We start from the raw sequence: 21,758 nt of genomic DNA, 5'->3' as shown, positions 1-21,758 counted from the left end.
ATACTAACATATAAAGGAATATGGTTATCATAACAATTGATATATTGATAGTTGATATGATATCCATATATACATAGAATGTTTCATCTTTTGAGACTGCAAAATAATAGTCATCTTATCTATATTTTTCAAACCTGAAATTTAAATTGCGTTATTATGTCCAAGCAGCAATATATTAAAAGGAAAAAATTTTTTCAACTATATGTAAGCGTATTCATTTGGTGGTGATCACTTCTTGTTATTGGGTAAAGTCAAACTTATTATAGGTTTGATTTATCATATATAAAGATTTTAAATAAGGGGGATTGAAAACGTTTACTATTTTTAGGGGAATCAAAAAAGAAAATTAACAAACAAAGGGGAGGTAAGTTTTTGTGAAAATTCGGGGTAAAAAATTTGGAATTTTGAGCATGTCTATTTTTCTTATTTTCAGTTTAGTTTTAGCGGCGTGTTCGTCAGAGGAATCAGGTGCTTCAGATGACGGCGGAAAAGCAAAAGGCACGACAGAAATAACTCTCTGGCATGGTTATACTGATATTGGTTTACAGGCATTGAAAAAAATGGTAGCAGCATTCGAAGAAAAAAATCCTAATATTAAAGTGAAAATGGTGTATACCGAAGCTAGTGAAGGAGCAGACCAAAAACTTTTAACTGCTGTAGCTGGCGGTAATCCACCTGACGTAGCTCTTTTTGACCGATTTAAGGTTGGTTCATGGGCAACTCAAGATGCACTTACAGATTTAACTGATATGGCTGCTGAAGACGGCATAAAAGGGGATACTTATTATCCATATGCTTGGGAGGAAGCGAACTATCAAGGGAAATTATATGGACTTCCTTATACAACAGATGCACGCATGCTTTATTATAATAAGGACCATTTTAAGGCAGCCGGATTAGATCCAGAAAATCCGCCTAAAACTACTAAAGAATTGGAAGAAGCTGCAGAAAAGCTAACGAAAAAAGAAGGAAAACGTTTTAAACAAATTGGTTTTATTCCATGGTACGGTCAAGGTTGGCTTTATGGCTGGGGATGGAGCTATGGCGGGGAATTCTACAATAAAGAAACTGGTGAAGTAACAGCAAATGATCCTAAAATTGTTGAAGCGCTAACGTGGATGGCAGGTGTCGCTCAAAAATTCGGTGTAGAGGACATTGCTGGATTTGAAAGTTCTGCAGGTTCTGGGGCTATGGACCCGTTTATTTCAGGACAAATCAGTATGAAAGTGGATGGAAACTGGGCAATATCTTCTATTGAAAAATACAAACCAGATTTGAATTATGGAGTAACACCTATTCCTACTCCAACTGGCACTGACTTCACTACTTGGTCTGGTGGTCACGCTATTGTCCTGCCAAAAGGTGCAAAAAATGTAGAAGCAGCATGGGAATTCGCAAAGTATTTCGGTTCTGAAGAAGGACAAGAGGTATACTTCGCAGAGCTTCCTGGCGATCTTTCTGTAATACCTAGTGTTAACGAGAAGTTAGGTCGCGGAGATAATAAAATGTTAAAGAAATTTACCGATATCTTACCAAACTCTCATAGCAGACCAGTTATACCTGAAGGTCAATTGATGTGGAATGAATTAGTAGATGCAACAGAAAAAACCGCGAGAGGTAAGGGTACAGCGCAAGAAAACTTAGATAAAGCAACAGAAACTGTCAACAAGGCACTAGAGAAGTATAAATAATTCTTAGGGCAAGGAGACTTCTTCTCCTTGCCTATACTTTAAAAATTGAAAGGGGGATTCTATATGGCGGAAGTAACTAAAAGTACTCGTGTTCAACAATCAGTAGTTGTGAAGCGAAAGAAGTTATCTACAAAATCAAATCTTCAAGGATGGCTTTTTGCGTCACCATGGATTATAGGTTTGTTAGTGTTTTTTGCTTTTCCGCTTATAGCTTCGATTTATTTTAGTTTCACAACATATAGTATTCTAAAACCAGGGGAATTCGTTGGTTTTCAAAATTACCAAGATCTTTTTAAAGATGACTTATTCTGGAAATCTATTTACAATACAATTTATTTTACAATCTTTTTTGTCCCCTTAAGCATTATATTCGGGGTTGGTCTAGCGATGATGTTGAATATGAAGATAAAAGGAATGGCAATTTATCGTACGATTTTCTTTTTACCTACGCTTGTACCACACGTTGCTTTAGCAGTTCTATGGATGTGGCTATTAAATCCTGGTTTTGGTCTTGTAAATGGTATGCTTGAAATGATTGGATTACAGGGGCCGAACTGGCTCGGAAGTGAAATATGGTCTAAACCGTCACTTATTTTGATGTCTCTTTGGGGAATTGGTCAGGCAGTAATCATTTATCTAGCTGGACTTGGTGATATTCCAGAGGAACTTTATGAAGCAGCTGAAGTCGATGGTGCCAGTTGGTGGCAAAAAACACGCCATGTAACATTGCCGTTACTTACTCCTGTTATTTTCTTTAACCTGGTAATGGGAGCTATTGGAGCATTTCAACAGTTTACATTACCGTACACTATGACCCAAGGTCAGGGGACTCCAGCAAACTCCTTAACTTTTTACGTAATGCACTTATACGATAATGCGTTTAAGTTTTTCCAAATGGGGTACGCTTCAGCGATGGCTTGGATACTTTTTGTCATTATTATGGCCCTAACTACAGTAATCTTTATGACTTCAAATCGTTGGGTTCACTATCAAGGAAAGTAGAAAGGAGTAATAGTAAATGGATCTGAAAGTTAAAATTAAACTACAGAAAGTCTTCACGCACATTGTTTTAATTATCGCATCAGTTCTCTTCATTGTTCCATTTATATGGATGGTATCAACATCATTAAAACCTTTAAAACAAGTAATGTCCTTTCCGCCGGAATGGCTTCCAAACCCATTTCAGTGGTCGAATTATCTAGATGCAATTGAGTATATACCGTTTTTTACCTATCTAAATAATACAGTTGTTATTACTCTTTTCAGTACACTTGGTGTTGTCCTTACTTGTCCTCTTGTAGCATACAGCTTTGCGAAATTGGAATGGAAAGGGCGTAACGTTTTATTTTTCATAACCATTGCAGTCATGATGATTCCAGGTCAGGTAACAATGATTCCATTATTTTTAATATTTAACAAGATTGGATGGGTAGGATCACCTTTACCTTTAATTGTACCTGCGTTCTTTGGTGTACCATTTTACATCTTCTTATTACGTCAGTTCTTCTTAGGATTACCAGATATGTTACGGGATGCGGCCAAAATAGATGGAGCAAGCGAGTTTCGGATTTATTGGCAAATTATGCTTCCGTTAGCAAAACCGGCAGTTCTTGCAGTTGGATTATTCCAGTTTATGGCTAGCTGGACAGATTTTATTGGCCCATTACTCTACTTAACAGACGAAACTCAATATACCTTGTCATTAGGACTCCAGCAATTCCAAACTCAAATGGGTACTGAGTGGGGCTTAATGATGGCGGTATCCACAATGATGACAGTACCAATGATCATATTGTTCTTCTTCTTACAAAAAACATTTATTCAAGGTATTACATTTAGTGGAATTAAATAGTTTATAAAATTATTATTCTAACAGGAGGTTGTGGTTATGATCAATAAAATAGGTATGAGAATCCCGTCAAAAATGGGTGCAGGTGGAATGGAGTCCATTGCAAGTTGGGCCTCTAGTAATGGGATCGATGTGATAGATGTACCATATTATAACGAAGAAGTTAAAGCTGTTTTGGAAGCAAAGGGACTTGAAGTCGGCTCGATTGATGGCGTTGGTGCAGTTGGTCAAACAAAGTTATTAAGCGAGAATGAAGATAGTCGATTAGAGGCAGCAGAAGCACTTAAAAATCAAATGACTGAAGTCTCGGGGCTTGGCGGCAAAGTGATGTTTATGTGTCTTGTTCCGGATGATATTACAATGCCGCGTCAGAAAGCTTTTGAGATTTGGAAAGAAACGTTTCCTAGTATTGTAAAGCATGCTGAGCAACAGAATATTTACATAGCATTAGAAGGATGGCCAGGACCTGCACCATATTATCCAACTTTAGGCTGTACACCTGAAATGCTCAGAGCCATGTTCAATGTCATTCCTTCAAAACATTTTGGGATTAACTATGATCCATCCCATCTAGTTAGACTGGGTATCGATCATTTAAGAGCTTTGAGTGAATTTGGAGAAAGAGTCAATTACTGTCATGGGAAAGATACTGAAATTTTACATGATGAGTTATATGAATGCGGTGTCATTCAGGCTACTTTTGGTTCGAAGTATGATTTTTCAGAGGGTTCTTGGCGTTACACAATTCCTGGACAAGGTGATGTAAACTGGGGAAAAGTTGCTGTGCGTTTAGAAAAAATTGGATACACCGGACCAATCAGTATTGAACTTGAAGATCATCGTTATTGGGGTTCTCTAGAGGCAGAGCGTCAAGGAATCATAAAAGCAAAAGAACATCTTGCAATTTATTTTAAATAATACAATGGTAATGGGAGGAAAAAATATGTCTAGAAGTGTAAAAGTAGCGATTATCGGTTGTGGTGGTATTGCAAATGGGAAACATATGCCAAGCTTATCAAAACTAAAAAATGTTGAATTGGTCGCATTTTGTGATGTACTGGTTGATCGAGCTGAAAAAGCAGCAGCTGAGTACGGATATGAAAATGCCAAGGTTTATGACGATTATCAAGAGTTACTTAAGGATGAGTCAATCGAGGTGGTTCACGTACTTACGCCGAATGATTCCCATGCTGAGATCACTGTTGCTGCCCTTGATTCAGGGAAACATGTTATGTGTGAAAAACCAATGGCGAAAACGACAGCTGAAGCCCGTCTTATGTTGGAGGCAGCTGAACGATCTGGTAAAAAACTAACAATTGGATACAACAATCGTTTCCGTCCGGACAGCCAGCATTTACATAAGGTATGTGAACGAGGAGATCTGGGGGAGGTTTATTATGCGAAAGCACATGCCATTCGCCGTCGCGCCGTACCTACTTGGGGAGTTTTTCTTGATGAAGAAAAGCAAGGTGGCGGTCCATTAATTGATATTGGTACACATGCTCTTGATTTAACATTATGGATGATGAACAACTATAAGCCAAAATCGGTTATGGGTACGACTTATCATAAATTAAGTCAGAAGAAAGATGCGGCTAATGCTTGGGGACCGTGGGATCCTGAAAAGTTCACAGTTGAAGATTCTGCGTTTGGTTTTATCACAATGGAAAATGGTGCAACAATTGTTTTGGAATCGAGTTGGGCATTGAACTCTTTAGATGTCGATGAAGCGAAATGTTCACTGAGTGGAACAGAAGGTGGAGCAGATATGAAGGATGGCCTCAGAATAAACCGGGAAGACTTCGGTGAACTTTACACGACAAATGTTGAACTGGGTTCAGATGGAGTGGCATTTTACGATGGAAAATCAGAAACAGATGCTGACCTAGAAGCTCGCCTATGGATTGATAATATCATCAATGATACAGAACCTGTAGTAAAACCAGAACAAACATTTGTCGTTACACAAATCTTAGAAGCAATCTATGAATCTGCAAAAACTGGGAAAGCTGTTTATTTTGAAGAACAATCAAGTCTTGTATCTAATAAGTAAACTCCCGTTTTTACCCACATGTGGTCCGTTTAGATTAATTTTTTCAAATGTCAGGCATCCTTTTATGAGGGAAGGGATTTAAATGGAAAGTGTTAAAATCGGTATTGTTGGTACAGGGGGTATATCACATATACATGGTAAACAGTTGGGAGAATTAAAGAACGCTAGGATTGTTGCGATTGCCGACCCAAATATAGGTAACAGAGATACGTTTATTAAGAGTTTTAACCTTGATAGTATTGCACAGTTTGATGATCATCTTGACATGTTGGAGAACATTCCAATGGATGCAGTTCTTATTTGTTCACCACACACCCTTCATTATAAACAAGCGATGGATGCAATTAACCATAATTGTCATGTTCTGATTGAAAAACCAATGGCTTGTTCGCTAGAGGAAGCAGAACATCTTATTGAAATAGCAAAAAAGGCAAACAGAGTTCTACAAGTTTCATACCAAAGACATTTTGAACCAGCATTTCTTTATATTCGTGAAGCAATCTCAAGCGGCACAATCGGAAATCTCACATCGGTAACAGCTTCTCTATATCAGGATTGGAAACATCTAACCACTGGTACCTGGCGGCAATATCCATCGTTATCTGGTGGAGGAATGCTAATGGATTCTGGCAGTCATATTGTAGACGTACTTTTATGGACGACAGGATTAAAACCGATCGAAGTTGAATCAAAAATCGAACAGCATCATACTCCAGTAGAACAGGATTCATTTACATCGATTCGTTTTGAAAATAATGTAGTTGCAGGCCTGAATATTGTTGGGAATGCCCCATGCTGGCATGAAACATATGTTTTTTGTGGGGAAAATGGAGCGATTTTTTTTGACAACGGTAAGATTGTTCTTCGTCTGAATGGTAAAGAACCCGTCATACCTGAGCTTCCTCAGCAAACGACTAATTCGGATAAAAGTTTTATCGATGCGATCCTTGGTCATCACAATGTTATGGTACCTGGAGACTTCGCAAAAGAAGTGGTAAAGCTCACGGAGAGAATTTATCAATCAGCAGGATATAAGTCAATTACATCCATTCAATAATTGACATTGAAATAAATTAAATGTACTCCTTAAATTTTAGGATGTTAATAAAAATGAGTTGGAGGGAATGTAATGTCCAATACAATTAACATTGGAATTATTGGAAGCGGGGGAATTGCAACTGCACACGCTAGAGCCTATAAGGAAATACCTAATGTCAAAATTGTAGCTGTTGCTGATGTGATTCCTGGTAAGGCCAATCTATTCATCGAACAGTTGGAACTAAAAGATGCCAAAGGGTTTGATGATCATCTTGAGCTGCTAAATATGGATATAGACGGTGTCAGTGTATGTACACCAAATGTTGCTCACCATAACACGAGTATTGATGCATTATATGCCGGAAAACATGTGTTAGTTGAGAAGCCAATGGCTGTTACGCTGGAACAAGCGATTGAAATGGTTGATGCATCCCGTAAGACCAGTAAAATGCTATCAGTTGGTTTCCAGCCGAGATATGATCCGAATATGCAAGCGGTAAAGGAAATCGTACAGTCTGGCCAGTTAGGAAATGTCTATTATGTTGAAATTGGTGGTGGAAGACGGCGTGGAATGCCCGGGGGTACCTTTATTAATAAACAATTAGCTGGTGCAGGTGCTATGGCAGACATTGGCTGTTATTCCTTGGATTTGGCTCTGAATGCTCTTGGTTATCCTAAGCCATTAACGGTTTCCGCCTACACGTCCAATTATTTTGGAACGAATTCTGCTTATCATAGTGAATCAGAAAAGTTTGAAGTTGAAGATTTTGGTGTGGCAATGATTCGTTTGGAGGGAGGAATCGTTTTAAACTTTAAAATATCATGGGCGATGCATATGGATTCCCTTGGACCAACTTTATTCCTTGGAACAAATGCTGGCTTAAAGTTAACACCAGCTGGAAGTGGTCCATGGAGCGGTGTGTGGGATGGTGGAATCGGATCGATGAGCTTATTCCATGACATAAAGGGCCATCATGTTGAGTCAACCATTCCAGTTAAAGATCATCAACTAAATATATTTAATGAGAAGGTTCGAGATTTCGTCGGTTCTATTAAAGATGGTACTTCTGCGCCTATCCCAGGTGATCAAATTGTCATTAATCAAGCGATTATAGATGGTATTTTACGATCATCAGAGCAAGGAAGAGAAGTTAGCGTGGAGTTACCGCAATTAGTATAGATAAAAAGGAGAGAACACCTGATTCTCTCCTTTTTATTATTGCCATGCTGCGTTATCTCAAACTATCGAAGCCATTGAAATAAACAGAGCTTTTAAACTTGAAGGAAATGTGTTTAATACAGGCCGTTTAATCTCTAATCTTCCGGAAAATGTCTGTGTAGAGGTTCCTTGTGTGGCCGATCGCAGCGGCATTGTTCCGTGTTATGTGGGTGATCTGAAGAACAGTTCTGTTGGCGGCACTTAACCGTACCAACATCAATACGCAGTTAGTGACCATTGAAGCTGCCATCACTAGAAAGAATACATTAATCAAGCAGCGCTGTTGGATCCGCATTCAGCATCAGCATTATCCTTAGATGACATTATTACACTGTGCGATGACTTAATTGAAGCTCATGGCGAGTGATTACCTATTCGTTATGTTTGAATTCTTATAAGACCAGGTGGTATTTAGAATGCAATTAATTAAGCAAATTCTTCGTTTGGCCCTTCCATCAATTGCAACCTTTTCATCGATGACGTTTACAGGTTTACTCGTGTTAATGATTGTTGGAGGATTAGGACCCGCAGCAATTGCGGTGGTGGGAATTTCAAACATTTTAATGTACAATTTGTGGGCCCTATTTTCAGGGAACCAAGGATCCATCAATTATTTGGTTGCTCAAAACTTCGGTTCAAACAATATGAGATTGGGTAATCAACGCATGCAAATTGCGTTGATAGGAACAGCCTTACAAGCTGTGATTTTATTTTTTGCAAGCTTTACCCTTCCTTATTTTATTTTGCAACTCATGGGAGCGAATGAAACGATACTAAGCCTTGGAGCCCCTCATGTTCAAGTGCGCATGGTAGCTTTAATGTTTACCATTTTTAACACGGTATTTTTTGCATATTTGCGAGCAACGGGTGATACACGCACACCGATGACTATCTCGTTGATTAACAGTGCATTGGTCGTCATCTTGACCTATGTTCTGGTCTATGGGAGGTTTGGCTTTCCGAATTTGGGATTGCAAGGTGCAGCCTGGAGTATGGTTGGGGCAGAAGGGATTGCATTTTTGTTGAATCTGATGGTGTATTTCGGTTTGTCAAACAAATTGTATGACACCCGTAAGTGGGTGCCGATTGAATTTCAACAAATTCGGTTGCTCCTGTCTGAAAGTGTGAAACTTAGTATCACGGAAATGTCCAACAGTATAGGGTTGTTAGTATTTACAAGTTGTATCACACGGCTGGGAACCACAGCAATTGCAGCCAATGAAATTGCTTTAAATATCCTTTCATTTGGATATATGCCAGCCAATGGATTTGGAGCCGCGTCAACCATCGGAATTGGCCAAGAGATAGGTAAGGGGAGGCCGGCGGAAGCCAAACGATTTGGATTGGTCACAGTGTATCTTGGACTGGGATTCATGTTTTTGTTTTCGATCTTTTTGTTTATTTTTGCCTTACCAGTGGCGAAACTGTATACATCAGAATCTGAGGTTTATTTGACTGCTATTTCCCTGATTCATTTAGCTGCATTTATTCAATTATTTAGCGGAGCAAGTATTATTTTTGGAGGAGGGCTGAGAGGCGCTGGCGATACAACGTATTTGTCAAGGATGTCATTTTTTCTCAACTGGGTCTTGTTTATTCCTAGCACGATTTTGTTAACTCTCGTGTATGACTTCGGACAGACCGGGGCATGGGTGGCCTTTAGCAGTGTAATTGTCTTAACAAGCATCGCTAACAGCTGGCGCTATCTATCCTTCAATTGGAAATCTGTGAAAATGAAATCAATCAATGTAACTCGGTCCAAATCGGTCAATATTTCAGCTGATTAATTTGGCTTATAAATGGTGAATTCTACTCTATGTCATTGTTACGGGATAATGCATGCGTCTTATTGAGCCTATATCTTGCAAAGATCAATATTTAACCTCCTAGGTAGATGAGAGTAATATTAAACTTACATATCTCATCTACTTATTTAGGAGAATACTCTTGATGATATAAATCCAAATCCTACTGGGTTTTCAGAATTTAATGAACTACTTATTATTCTAGTTACATCTGCTAGTAATATACTTGGAGATAATTTAAAAGGTTCTTTTGCGGTAGGCGATGCAGATATGCAAAGTGACTGTGACTTTATAATATTCATTACATAACAACTAACTAATTATCAAGGTATTCTTCAGTTGATTTAAGTTAATCATACTGTGTTTATGCTAGGAGGTACCTCTTCTATGTTGATTTGTGTAAAAAACATAAGAGAAGATTTTAAAGTGATTTATAGAAAAGCGGCATGCTTATCCAGTGTTCGAAATTTGTTTAACACAAACCAAAATACCGAGCGAAGTGAAGGTGGTGTCTATGAGAATCGAATCAGCTAGAGCTGCAGCGATTGAATGGGTCATGGAGCATGCAAGTCGGGAAGCTTGGTTCAAGGGAGCTTACTTCAGCGGTTCGACCATTGAACTACCCGGTGAGGCAATGTTGCCGGATAGCTCTGATTTGGATGTCATGATTATTACCACACTAACTGAGCCACCACTCAAACTAGGGAAATTCGTATACAAGGGCACGCTTTTGGAGGTTACTTATTTGTCCTGGTACCAGTTCACCTCGGTCGAAGAGGTTCTGACATCCTATCATCTGGCCAATAGTTTTCGAGTGAACACGATTATAGCCGACCCCACGGGAGAGGTTAGTAGATTACAAAAACGGGTGTCTCGCCACTTTGCAGATCGGGCCTGGGTAAGACGCCGATGTGAAAATGCACTGAACAGAGTTATGAATGGGTTACGGGCAGTCGATACCTCTGCACCCTTCCAAGATCAGGTTATGGGCTGGCTGTTCCCAACTGGAGTGACAACGCACGTTCTCCTCGTGGCCGCGCTCCGTAATCCTACTGTACGGCTTCGCTACCTTGCAGCACGAGAGGTGCTTATAGAATACGGACAAGCCAGCCTGTATCCAGATTTGCTGAAATTGCTTGGTTGCGCTCATTTAACTAAACAGCGCATCGAGCATCATCTCGATAATCTTGCTCGAACGTTCGACGCTACTGTCGAAGTTGCCAATACACCGTTCTTTTTCAGCACCGACATCACAAACATAGCACGGCCAATTGCAATTGATGGAAGTCGAGAACTTATACGTTCCGGTTACCACCGCGAAGCGGTCTTCTGGATTGTTGCTACATATGCACGTTGCCACACGGTCCTGGCTGCAGACACTTCACAAGACCTGCAACGCGCACTTGCTCCAGCCTTTGAAGAAATCGTCTCTGATTTGGGCATCACTTCTAGTACCGACCTCATCCGCAGATCCAAAGACGTCATTGATTTCCTGCCTAGACTTTGTGAGACCACCGAGGCAATCCTATGGGCCAACCCTGACATTGAGGCATAGTAATAAGTTATTGCATTTTAGGGCGCTTATCCAGAACAAGGATAGCGTATTATTCACAGCCCTTTAAGTACCGTTTGGATAGGTAATCAATGTTCATTTTGTTTACTAGATTTGAAAATACTCTGGCTTGGAAGCGTGACTTGTTAATTTTGAGTTGAATAATCTTAAATAAAAGCTCTAAACCCTTTGCATCCAAGGGTTCGGAGCTTTTCTTTAAGACCTGTGAAGTAATTCCTTATGTCATTTTCTAATGAAACATTTATTGGACTTCTATTTTACCTCTCTTACGATTCTTGTTTTGTTCCGAGGGAGCATCGTGCTTTTCTAATTATTCCGCAAAGCTTTCAGCCAATTGCTTTTCTTTCCACATGACTGTAATACCAAGGCCAATAAGCAAAATGACAGCTGCGAAAAGATAGGGATAGTGGATGTTTACGTCAAATAATATGCCGCCCATGGCTGGCCCAACTATATTTCCTAAGCTTGTATAAGCTGAGTTCATCCCTGCAACAAATCCTTGCTCTTTCCCGCCAGCTTTTGATAAAAATGTTGTCAATGCCGGACGAAGCAAGTCAAATGCGAGGAAGATGAGGCAAGTTACCAATAGTACACCCAAAAAGTTAGATACAACGGTGGACGCCACCGACAATATTGCACCTATAATTAAACATAATTGGATCATTTTCTTTTCACCGAGTATATCTACCATTTTTCCAAACATAAATACTTGCACAACAACTCCAAAGATTGAGCTTATTGTGATAATAGCGGCAAGGTCCTTAGGCGTAAAGCCGAACTTATGATCAGAAAATAGGCTAAAAACAGTTTCATATGCTGATAAACCGAAAGCAAGTACAAATACAATGATAAATGCAATAAAGTAATGTGGATTAAGTGATCTTTTAAAATCGCTTATAAAGTTTGTTTGCTTTGTTTTAGCAGAAATTTCTGCAAGCTGTTCCTTTGTTAGCGGCTCTTTTAAAATAAATATCGATGAAAAGCATGCTAAAAAAGCAATGGCTGCTGCAAAGAAGAAGGGCAAGCGTACACCATATTCTGCAATAAATCCACCGATACCAGGGCCTATAATAAATCCAGTGCTAATGGCGGCAGAAATATAGCCCATCGCTTTTGCCCGTTCCTGAACGGATGTAATATCTGCAATATATGCTGTAACACCTGGCATAATAAAGGCGGCACTAATTCCCCCTAGAATCCTTGATATATAAAGAACCGATACGTTCGTGCCTACACCAAAGATAAGTTCTGAAACACCAAAAAGGAATAAGCCGAATATGATTATTTTCTTTCTGCCGTAACGGTCAACCCAACGACCTGCGAATGGTGACATAAGCAGTTGAGCTACCGCAAATACGGCAACAAGATAACCCATCGTACTTCCTGATAAATGCATGATATTCATAAAAGATGGCATAACGGGTATGATAAGTCCAATTCCCAGAAATGCAATGAATATATTGCTTAGAAGAATAATTAATACTGCTTTTTGTTTTTTTATTGGTTTCTTCATGTATTAACACCTTTTTCTGTATGTATCATTGAAGTGAAATACCTCTCCAAAATACTGTCCAAGAAGCGGCTAATTTATCTTTCAGCCGTTTTTCATCATTGCCGTATACAAGTTCCAGCATTAGGGAATCGACTACTCCTAAGAAAGCAAAGGTGGGTGTTATTGCTGCATCTCCGATGATTAATTTAGCATTGATCCAATCCTGAAATTTTTTTTCCAGTATCGTCTGCACCTTTTCCTCGATATCTATAACTTCCTGTTCGATTGCTTTTTCAAGATGGGCTGGCGGAAAAAAAGACATACGCAGCCAAAACTTTAATTGTTCATTTTTTTGGAAAAGATCGATGACCAATTGTAGAAATCCGTACAAATCTTTTTCAGGATTTTTTGAATCAACTTTACTAAAATAGTGAAGTTTCGAAGATAGCTCTGTCTCTTTCGCATCACGTAAAACTTTCAGAAAAAGATCATCTTTTCCTTTGAAATGGGCGTAAATGGATTGCTTTTTCATGCCGACTTCTTCAGCTATCAGAGAAAGGGATGCTCCTTCATAACCATGAATTGTGAAATATTTTAGAGCTGCCTGCTTAATTTCATTGCTTTTCAATAATATCACCTCAAATTTAACGAACGTTCGTTAGTTATATTAGCAATTTAAATAAGTAAAAGCAAGCGGATCAGTAATAGAATGTATTTATGCAGCACGGTAATGCAGAGTAATTTTCCACAATCGGGGTTTAAGATTCTTAAGCATATACTAACCAAGCGTCTATTTAGAGGAAATGAGAAGGATAATGAGCGATTAAAAATTCTTTAAGATCATGTTCTGGTCTTTTTAATATTGTTTTTATAAAATCATCTGTTATGATTTTTCGTCTAGAACTGCTAGAAAATCCGAGTTCTAATAATCTGTTAAGATCTTCATCCTTAAAATAATACTGTAGTTTAATTCAATAAATCGAATAAACCCCTCTTTAAACTTCAAGTTCAAAGAGGGGTTTGTCTACGGTCTGAGTCGTGCTGAGAAGCACGTCATTTTTTTATCTCTTAAAAAAACAAGAGCGAAGTTGATCATTTTTAATAGGATCATTTAAGAAAATTTTAAGATTTACGTGGTAAAGTGGTACAGATAAACCGCCAGGATGGTTAAAACAGATAAAGGAAGAAAACCTATATCTAGAATAACTTGCGGTAATGAGGAGATTAAAAGCATGTCGATTAAAATAAGATTTCTTCTGTCTTATATAGGCGTTATCGTTGTCTCAATCATCTTATGTCTTGCAGCCGGTTTTTTGATGCTTTTTACAGTCACAGGAGACGCAAATTCGGTTGAGCACTTATTTAAGAAAACCTATATTCAAAAGCCTCTGACAACAGAGGAGGAAAGCACCTTTTTAGATCTTAAATTACTTGCAAAAAAAGATCCCAATACACTTTTAAATACAAATGAACTTCAAAACATTAAACAAGTCGGGATTGATATTGCCGTAAGGAAAGGCGGAGAAATCGTCTATTCAACTGACGAGCAGAATCGAGAAAAACTACAGCGTTTTCTGCCTGAATTTGAAGAAATCAATATAAACACCCGCGATACAATACGGATTGATGATAGGTTCTACACGTATGTGAAGTTTGATTTTTATTTTGAAGATGGTGAGCAGGGCAGCATCTTCGTCTTACGAAAAGCAAGTTCAGTAGCGGAACTGACACGTGAGCTATTTCCGTTATTATTAATTTTATTGGTAATTTTGTTTGTATTGATCATTGGTCTTCTGAACTATCTGGTTTCCAGAAGCATTATTAAGCCGGTCTCCTTTTTAAAACAAGCAGCGGACCGCATCAAATCAGGAGATCTCGACTTCAAAGTCACACCAGCTTCTAATGACGAAGTGGGTCAGCTTCACCTTGCTTTTGAAGAGATGAGGATTCGGCTGAAGGAATCTACAGAACTTCAGATAAAATACGAAGAAAACCGAAAAGAGCTGCTGTCTAACATCTCGCACGATTTAAAGACGCCTATCACATCCATCATCGGTTATGTAGAAGGGATACGGGACGGTGTTGCCAATACGCCAGAGAAAACAGCAAAGTATTTATCAACTATATCTTTAAAAGCGCGGGATTTGGACTCTCTAATCGATGAGCTCTTCCTGTTCTCAAAGCTAGACCTCAAAAGGGAGCCGTTCTTTTTTGAAAAAGTGGATCTTGTTCCGTTTATTAAAGATATATCGGAAGAAGTTCAATTCGATTTGCAGCCGCATGGCATCCAACTGGACGCTTCAATAATAGCTCCATCACTTATTGTGACGGCCGACCGTGAAAAAATAAAACGGGTTATGATGAACATAATTCAGAACAGTGTAAAGTTTTTAGATAAAGATGAGAAGAAAATTGCTATTAGTCTACAAGAAAACAATGAAGATGTTATGGTTATCATCACAGATAACGGACAAGGCATTGACCCCGAAGCACTTCCGTTTGTGTTTGACCGCTTTTACCGGTCTGAACTTTCACGGAACACGGCAACAGGTGGAAGCGGACTTGGACTTTCCATCGCGAAACAAATCATACATGCACACGGGGGAATAATTGAAGCAGACAGCAATCTTGGAGAAGGTACATCTGTATACTTTACGTTAAAAAAGGGGGATCACCGTGAAACGGATTTTGCTGATTGAAGATGAAGTGAGCATTGCTGAGCTGCAAAGAGATTATTTAGAGATTGAAGGCTTCCAGGTAGATATGAAGCATGATGGAAAGTCAGGTATAACAGCAGCCTTGCAAGGTGATTTTGACCTCATTATCCTCGACATCATGCTGCCTGGGATGAGCGGATTTGAAATTTGTAAACAGATTCGAGCTGAGAAAGATATCCCAATTCTGCTCGTGTCCGCTAAAAAAGAAGAAATCGATAAGATTAGAGGACTCGGTCTTGGAGCTGATGACTATATTACTAAACCTTTTTCACCAAGTGAATTAGTTGCGAGAGTAAAGGCACATCTATCACGTTATGAACGGCTTGCAGGTCAACAGCCAAGAAACCAAGTGCTTTTTGTACAAGGGATATCAATTGACCAATCCTCACGTAAAGTACAGGTAAACGGAAAAGACGTACCGTTTACGACAAAAGAATTTGACCTGCTCGTGTTTTTCGTGATGCACCCGAATCAAGTGCTATCGAAGGATCAGTTGTATGAGCGGATCTGGAGAATGGATTCTGCGGCTGATGTATCAACGGTTACGGTTCACGTCCGAAAACTTCGGGAGAAGATTGAACAAAATCCGGCAAAACCTGAACACTTAGAAACCGTTTGGGGTGCAGGCTATCGCTTTAACGTATAATTTATTATCCCGGAATATGACCCGGGATATTTTTTTAAGCTTTTCTTAAGAATTTGTTTAGATGGAATTTATGAATTCCCTCTATCCTTATCTGTGTAAGACAAAACAAGTAAGGAGAGATGTAAAAGAGGGGTGAATAGATGAAATGGTCAGCAGCAGGACTCAGCATTATGTTACTTCTGCAAGGGTGTACCGACAAAAGCGAAAGCACCAATACGCCAGGAAAGGAGACATCAATCATGACAAATGAACTTCATCGAGCAACAGAACAGCAAGATACCGAACAAGTGAAAAAACTAATTAAGGACGGCGTTGATATAAACGCACAAGACTCTCAAGGGCGAACGCCTCTAATGATTGCTGCGTACAACGAAGACTATGACACTGCAAAGGTTTTAATTCAAGCAGGCGCAGATGTAAACATTCAAGATAACATGAAAAACAACCCGTATCTGTATGCAAGTGCGGAAGGCTACAGCGATATCCTGCGCATAATCATTGGTGCAGAAGCTGACACGAAAATCACAAACCGATACGGCGGAACAGGATTAATTCCTGCATCTGAACATGGTTATGTGGAAGTTGTGGACATGCTTTTAACGAAAACAGATGTCAATGTGGACCATGTGAACAATCTTGGCTGGACGGCGCTGTTAGAAGCGATTATCTTAAATAACGGAAATGAAAAGCAGCAGAAAACGGTAGAGCTATTGATTCAGCATGGGGCAAATGTCAACTTGGCGGATGGTGAAGGGGTAACACCGCTAGAACATGCGAAACAAAAAGGATTTAAAGAAATCGAGACCTTACTAATTGAGGCAGGAGCCAAATAATCCATAACAAAGGGAGAGAAGAATTAATGAAACCACGTAAAAAAATCCTTACAGCAGCACTTGCTTTTTCAGTTATAGCAGCAGGTGTTGTAACATATAACCAATCAGACTATGTGAATGCGGAAAAGTCAGCACAACAGCAGCAACAGAAAGAAGCACGCATTACAAACATTGATGTACTTAACACGATGACACTGCAAGTGACGTTTAACAAGCCGCTTGCAGCTGAAGATGTGAACCCAAGCAACTTAGAAAACATCAAGAAGCATTTCTCATTTAACCATGACTTGAGCATCGTGAACGTACCACAATTGAAGATCGGTGCAAAAAGCACGTACATTGTTCCCGTGACGATGCAAAAAGAAGGAATCCCTTATACGTTGAGCTACAAAGGGGAACGTACGAAGAAGTTTAAAGGAAGCGATAAAAAAATCAATATCCGTGATACTCGTCAAGTAACAGATGACACGTTTGAGATCGAGTCATTCCGAGAAGATGGTGTCACAGACTATGCGAACATCATTGAAGCTTACAGATCAAACCGAGGAGAGCAATCTTTTGAGTTAGACCGTCAGAACCGTGACGAAAACGGCATACAGTATGAAATTATTTCATCTCTTCGTGACCGTGTCATAACCGTAAAAGGTGACAACGGCGACACATTTACAGCAAACTATGTACCGTTCACACAAGCAGCTGACATGAGACAAGCTCCGAAATTCCGCCTGCCGGCTGGAGAAACGTTCAATCCCGGTGTAACTTACACGGTAACTTCTGAATGGGCTGATGTGAAGAACGCTACATTTAAAGCAGCTGACTTTGAGCCGCTAAACATTCAATCGGCTAATGCCATTGATAATAAATCTTTAGAAATTACCCTAAATGCTGATCCCGGCATGGAGCTGTTTGCTGGAAGAAGTTTGCAGTTAAAAGCAGAGGATGGCAGTACAGTTGATGCTCAATATCGTTTTTCTTCACGAAAAGGAGCAGTTGGAATCTTTGATGTGAAAGGTACATTAACGTCAGGCGAAACGTATACGATTGTTCCTCTCATTGATTGGGCGGAAGCATACAACGTCACATTTACAGCGAAATAGTTTACAATAAGCACACTTTCCTAGGTTAGGAGGTGTGCTTTCGTTTGTTACGAACAAATTTCCTTAGGTGTCAGGAACCCCGCTTTATGTAGGCGCTGCGATCATTGTGAAAAAGTGGGTGATGGCGCTATTACGGATTGAACAAGCTATTATTTTTCACCCCAATTGAGAAGGAAATCCAGAAAAGCATTTTCAACTAAAGGGCAGTTTAATTGAAGAGTGGTGTCAATTGTTCTGATCAACAATCGGGCCATTTTCTTGAATAAGAGAAGGGATTATTCGCAAGTAAATCGAAGTTAATTTAGAAGCTATTATTTAGTTTAGCATCGAAACGTATTACTCAACATTAAGGAGGAAATCGATTATGAGCGACACACAGACATTACGAGGACTTACCACAGTCAGTTTTTGGACGGATGATCTAGCAGAGGCAAGGAAGTGGTACTCAGAGCTATTGGGCATCGAACCATACTTCGAACGTCCAGGATATGCTGAGTTTCGCCTCGGCGACTACCAGCACGAGCTGGGCCTGATCGATAGACGCTACGCGCCCGATGGTTCAGCGAATGGCCCGGCCGGTGCTGTAGTGTACTGGCACGTCGACGATGTAACAGCAACTTTCAAGAAGTTGCTCTCTATGGGAGCGAATGAGTACGAGGCACCCACAGAGCGCGGCGAGGGGTTCATAACTGCTTCCGTGGTCGATCCTTTTGGGAACATCCTGGGCATTATGTACAATCAGCACTATTTGGAGGTTCTAGGTTCGCCCAGAAAAGCGTGACCCTCGCCGTCGGCAATCACAGTTCACCTGACTTGGCAAATTGCACTGTCGGGCTTAGCAATTATCTGTGCAGTGGCAGCTGTCATGATTTATGTTATGCTTACCCAAACTGTTCGGTATTCATTTACTATTCTGAAGACAAAAAGCACAAGAAAAGTGAAAAGGGCTTCACGAGGTAACATTTTATTAATTCATAAAAAAAATAAAAAACCTCTAAATTATTTAGAAGCTTCTTTTAAGTCAGATTGTAAAGCTTTATCGATAGCTGAAACTGCAGGTTCAATATAATCATAAGTTTCGATCGTGTGATTATTCAAATAAGTTAGCTGAAAACACTTGTTATTATAGTCATAAGTTTCGATCGTGTGATTATTAAAATAGGTTAGTTGAAAACGCTTGTTATGGTAGCGTACTAACAATATGGGAACCTGATGCTTGTTTTTGAAAGGTAGTGTTATTTCAAAATTATTGTACTGTTGTAAGGTTTTTAACATAGATTCTATGTGATCTAAGGACATATCGTCTTAGTCTCCCTTCTATTTAATAGGGGGGTTGACTAAGAGAAGTCTCAAAGGTCCCAAACAAATAAAATATATATATCTATCAATCATAACATAGTTTGGTAAATATTAGCGAATATTGGTGTGAACAGCAAGAAGATTATATGCAGCAAAATAGAAAGGATTTGTTCAGCTAACGGGGGCGATTGCTTAATAAAGTGTTGCCTATCCTTCTAAAGTAAAGGGGCAGTTAATTTAATAAAAAAAACGCCCATAGGCGTAATTAATAAATTTTATGAGGGGAAAATTTAAATTTTTCTTTTGTAACCGTTCCTAACCGATTCAGAAATAGGAGTGAAATTAATGAAAGAACAGCAATCATAGCAACAACACCAAGCCAATCAAAGCAATCATAAAAAACACCGGTTGCTGTTCCCATTACACTTCCACCTGAATAGTAACTAAATAAATATAATGAGGCTGCCTGAGCCTTATTATTGGCAGCCAATTCACCAACCCAACTGCTGGCAATCGAATGACCGGCGAAAAAGCCGAAGGTAAAGATAGCTAATCCAAAAATTTTCAGCCAAATATTGAGGTTTAAAGTGATACAAACCCCAATTAACAAAATGATTATCGATAACTGTAAAATCTTCCTTTTACCATATTGATCTGCTAACATCCCCATCCACGTTGAACTAAATGTTCCAACAATATAGACAACGAAAATAAATCCAATCGAAGTTTGGCTGAGTGAATAAGGTGGTTTAATTAATTCAAACCCTATGTAGTTATATAAAGAAACAAAGCCAGCCTGTAATAAAAATCCAATGAAAAATAGATAAATGAGTCCAGGTGCTTTAAACTGGCTAAATAATGTGATTACTAAGTGTTTCATCCTAAATGTTCGGGGTTTAAAATGAGTTGATGGAGGGAGGACCAGCCAGAAAATAAAGGTTGCAAGTAAACTAACGATTCCAATTCCTATTAAAGCAATGTGCCAACCAAAATAATCAGTCAAAATCCCATTAATAATACGACCTGCCATTCCTCCGATAGAATTTCCGCTAATATATAAACCCATTGCCATACCTAAACTCTTTTTTTCAATTTCCTCTCCCAAATAAGCCATTGCGACTGCCGGAAGACCAGCTAACGTTATCCCTTGTAAAATTCTGCATAGAATTAGCAAACCGAAATTTGGAACAAATCCTGTGATGACAGAAAGTATTGATGAGGCGACCAAAGATATGAACATTACAGTCTTGTGTCCAAAAATCTCGGATAAGGAACCCGCTATTAAAAGGCTGATAGCCAAAGCAACTGTTGTTGAAGTTTGACTTATACTTGAACTCGCTGGTGATATATGAAATTCTTCTGCGAACTCGGGGAGTAAGGGCTGTGTTCCCCATAGTAAAGCGAAGGTACAGAATCCGCCTGCAAATAAAGCAATATTAACTTTTTTAAATTCAGATGTTCCACGTTTGATGTAAGTCATTGATTAACACCTTACTCCCTTTAATGCTTTATAAAAAAGCGATTAATGTATTGAATAAATCCCTCCACAACAGGTGATATGTAGCCATCTTTTACCCAAGCCATTCCAATTTCCCGTTTACAGACCGGATTATTGACTCGGATAAGTTTGACTTTCCTTTTATCCAGAAGCTGCAAATCAGGCAACAAAGATATGCCCAATTTCGCACCGACTAACCCTGATACAGTGCCAATATCTTCTGCTTCAAACACAACTTCTGGTGAAAAACCAGCTTTTTTACATAAATTTTTAATAATTGTTTGAAGTACATTAGTATCTTTAAAAGAGATAAATGGTTCATTTGTAACCATTTCCAAATCGATTTCACTATAAAAAGTTAGTGGATGATCGACGGAAACAGCTAAATATAATTCTTCAGTTAATAGTAACTGACAGAAAACGTCCTTATCATCGTGAAGCAATGAAGTAAGAGCTAGATCCACATTTCTCGATTTTAATTGCTCTATAATTTGTTGATTCGATGTTTGTGTTAATTGAAATTTGACGTTTGGGTAAGTTTTTTGGAAAGTGCTTATTATGTTGGGAACAACATTTATTCCAAGAGAAGGCAAAAAGGATAAGGATATCGTCCCATTATCTGGATGTATTTCATCCCATATTTCCTGTTTGCCGATTTCAATTTGTTTTATCGATTGCTCAACACGGTTTAAAAACATTCTTCCATAACGATTCAAATAGATATTTCTGCCTTTACGATCAAAAAGCTGTACGCCTAATTCGTCTTCCAGTTTTGAAATTGACCGGCTAAGTGCAGGCTGAGAAATGGATAATAGGTCTGCTGCTCGTGTGAAGTGCTGAACTTGTGCAACTGTTTGAAAATACTTGATTTGATGCCAATCCACTTGAATGACCTCACTTATGATTTTATTTCTCTTTAATAATACGCTCCTTTACTCATAACTTCTA

Annotated in this window: 18 protein-coding genes and 1 pseudogene; 15 read left to right on the top strand and 4 right to left on the bottom strand. The window is 39.0% G+C overall.

The window, feature by feature from the left end; all coding sequences use genetic code 11:
* Positions 1 to 374: 374 nt before the first annotated feature.
* The 10 genes and pseudogenes from QLQ22_RS15350 (at position 375) to QLQ22_RS15305 (ending at position 11,210) form a co-directional block, all read left to right on the top strand.
* Positions 375 to 1,691 carry an ABC transporter substrate-binding protein gene (locus QLQ22_RS15350; protein WP_284015132.1) on the top strand — a complete coding sequence of 439 codons (1,317 nt, stop codon included), beginning with the start codon at positions 375 to 377 and terminating at the stop codon, positions 1,689 to 1,691.
* Between the two features lie 63 nt (positions 1,692 to 1,754).
* Positions 1,755 to 2,693, top strand: coding sequence for a carbohydrate ABC transporter permease (locus QLQ22_RS15345; RefSeq protein ID WP_223435848.1), 939 nt, complete (start codon positions 1,755 to 1,757; stop codon positions 2,691 to 2,693).
* A 16-nt stretch (positions 2,694 to 2,709) separates the two neighbouring features.
* Positions 2,710 to 3,543 carry a carbohydrate ABC transporter permease gene (locus QLQ22_RS15340; protein WP_223435847.1) on the top strand — a complete coding sequence of 278 codons (834 nt, stop codon included), beginning with the start codon at positions 2,710 to 2,712 and terminating at the stop codon, positions 3,541 to 3,543.
* A 36-nt stretch (positions 3,544 to 3,579) separates the two neighbouring features.
* Entirely contained in the window at positions 3,580 to 4,458 is an 879-nt protein-coding gene (locus QLQ22_RS15335; protein WP_223435846.1) for a sugar phosphate isomerase/epimerase family protein, read from the top strand.
* A gap of 25 nt (positions 4,459 to 4,483) precedes the next feature.
* The gene (locus tag QLQ22_RS15330) at positions 4,484 to 5,593 is read left to right on the top strand and encodes a Gfo/Idh/MocA family protein (protein ID WP_284015131.1); all 1,110 of its coding nucleotides are present in this window, start codon (positions 4,484 to 4,486) and stop codon (positions 5,591 to 5,593) included.
* Between the two features lie 82 nt (positions 5,594 to 5,675).
* Positions 5,676 to 6,650, top strand: a complete 975-nt coding sequence (locus QLQ22_RS15325) for a Gfo/Idh/MocA family protein (RefSeq protein WP_223435844.1) — start codon at positions 5,676 to 5,678, stop codon at positions 6,648 to 6,650.
* Positions 6,651 to 6,722: 72 nt separating this feature from the next.
* On the top strand, positions 6,723 to 7,811 hold the full coding sequence (locus QLQ22_RS15320; protein ID WP_223435843.1) for a Gfo/Idh/MocA family protein: 1,089 nt from the start codon (positions 6,723 to 6,725) through the stop codon (positions 7,809 to 7,811).
* Positions 7,812 to 7,866: 55 nt separating this feature from the next.
* Positions 7,867 to 8,217 (top strand): annotated as a pseudogene (locus QLQ22_RS15315) (family 4 glycosyl hydrolase); the annotation flags it as partial.
* Positions 8,218 to 8,266: 49 nt separating this feature from the next.
* Positions 8,267 to 9,637: an MATE family efflux transporter gene (locus QLQ22_RS15310; protein ID WP_284015130.1), complete on the top strand. Its 1,371-nt coding sequence runs from the start codon at positions 8,267 to 8,269 to the stop codon at positions 9,635 to 9,637.
* 532 nt (positions 9,638 to 10,169) lie between these two features.
* Positions 10,170 to 11,210 carry a hypothetical protein gene (locus QLQ22_RS15305; RefSeq protein WP_284015129.1) on the top strand — a complete coding sequence of 347 codons (1,041 nt, stop codon included), beginning with the start codon at positions 10,170 to 10,172 and terminating at the stop codon, positions 11,208 to 11,210.
* Between the two features lie 328 nt (positions 11,211 to 11,538).
* Here QLQ22_RS15305 and QLQ22_RS15300 read toward each other — a convergent pair whose 3' ends face one another.
* Together QLQ22_RS15300 and QLQ22_RS15295 are read right to left on the bottom strand one after the other, a co-directional pair.
* The gene (locus QLQ22_RS15300) at positions 11,539 to 12,741 is read right to left on the bottom strand and encodes an MFS transporter (protein ID WP_284015128.1); all 1,203 of its coding nucleotides are present in this window, start codon (positions 12,739 to 12,741) and stop codon (positions 11,539 to 11,541) included.
* A gap of 25 nt (positions 12,742 to 12,766) precedes the next feature.
* Entirely contained in the window at positions 12,767 to 13,348 is a 582-nt protein-coding gene (locus tag QLQ22_RS15295; protein WP_223435838.1) for a TetR/AcrR family transcriptional regulator, read from the bottom strand.
* A 604-nt stretch (positions 13,349 to 13,952) separates the two neighbouring features.
* Between QLQ22_RS15295 and QLQ22_RS15290 the strand changes: the two genes are divergently transcribed.
* The 5 genes from QLQ22_RS15290 (at position 13,953) to QLQ22_RS15270 (ending at position 18,794) form a co-directional block, all read left to right on the top strand.
* Complete coding sequence (locus QLQ22_RS15290; RefSeq protein ID WP_284015127.1) at positions 13,953 to 15,419, top strand: sensor histidine kinase; 1,467 nt, start codon at positions 13,953 to 13,955, stop codon at positions 15,417 to 15,419.
* On the top strand, positions 15,397 to 16,083 hold the full coding sequence (locus QLQ22_RS15285; protein WP_284015126.1) for a response regulator transcription factor: 687 nt from the start codon (positions 15,397 to 15,399) through the stop codon (positions 16,081 to 16,083). The genes QLQ22_RS15290 and QLQ22_RS15285 overlap by 23 nt, the downstream gene beginning before the upstream one ends.
* Positions 16,084 to 16,223: 140 nt before the next feature.
* A complete protein-coding gene (locus QLQ22_RS15280) occupies positions 16,224 to 16,916 on the top strand; it encodes an ankyrin repeat domain-containing protein (RefSeq protein ID WP_284015125.1) in 693 nt (230 codons plus the stop codon).
* Between the two features lie 26 nt (positions 16,917 to 16,942).
* Positions 16,943 to 18,013 carry a hypothetical protein gene (locus QLQ22_RS15275; protein ID WP_284015124.1) on the top strand — a complete coding sequence of 357 codons (1,071 nt, stop codon included), beginning with the start codon at positions 16,943 to 16,945 and terminating at the stop codon, positions 18,011 to 18,013.
* A 364-nt stretch (positions 18,014 to 18,377) separates the two neighbouring features.
* Positions 18,378 to 18,794, top strand: coding sequence for a VOC family protein (locus QLQ22_RS15270; RefSeq protein ID WP_223435834.1), 417 nt, complete (start codon positions 18,378 to 18,380; stop codon positions 18,792 to 18,794).
* 783 nt (positions 18,795 to 19,577) lie between these two features.
* Here QLQ22_RS15270 and QLQ22_RS15265 read toward each other — a convergent pair.
* Complete coding sequence (locus QLQ22_RS15265) at positions 19,578 to 20,792, bottom strand: MFS transporter (RefSeq protein WP_284015123.1); 1,215 nt, start codon at positions 20,790 to 20,792, stop codon at positions 19,578 to 19,580.
* Positions 20,793 to 20,812: 20 nt separating this feature from the next.
* Entirely contained in the window at positions 20,813 to 21,694 is an 882-nt protein-coding gene (locus QLQ22_RS15260) for a LysR family transcriptional regulator (protein ID WP_284015122.1), read from the bottom strand.
* Positions 21,695 to 21,758 lie beyond the last annotated feature (64 nt).

Origin of the sequence: Metabacillus hrfriensis (assembly GCF_030127205.1) — a bacterium.
In the GTDB taxonomy this organism is placed as follows: Bacteria; Bacillota; Bacilli; order Bacillales; family Bacillaceae; genus Bacillus_P; species Bacillus_P dongyingensis.
This window is presented reverse-complemented; position numbering and strand designations above follow the sequence as displayed.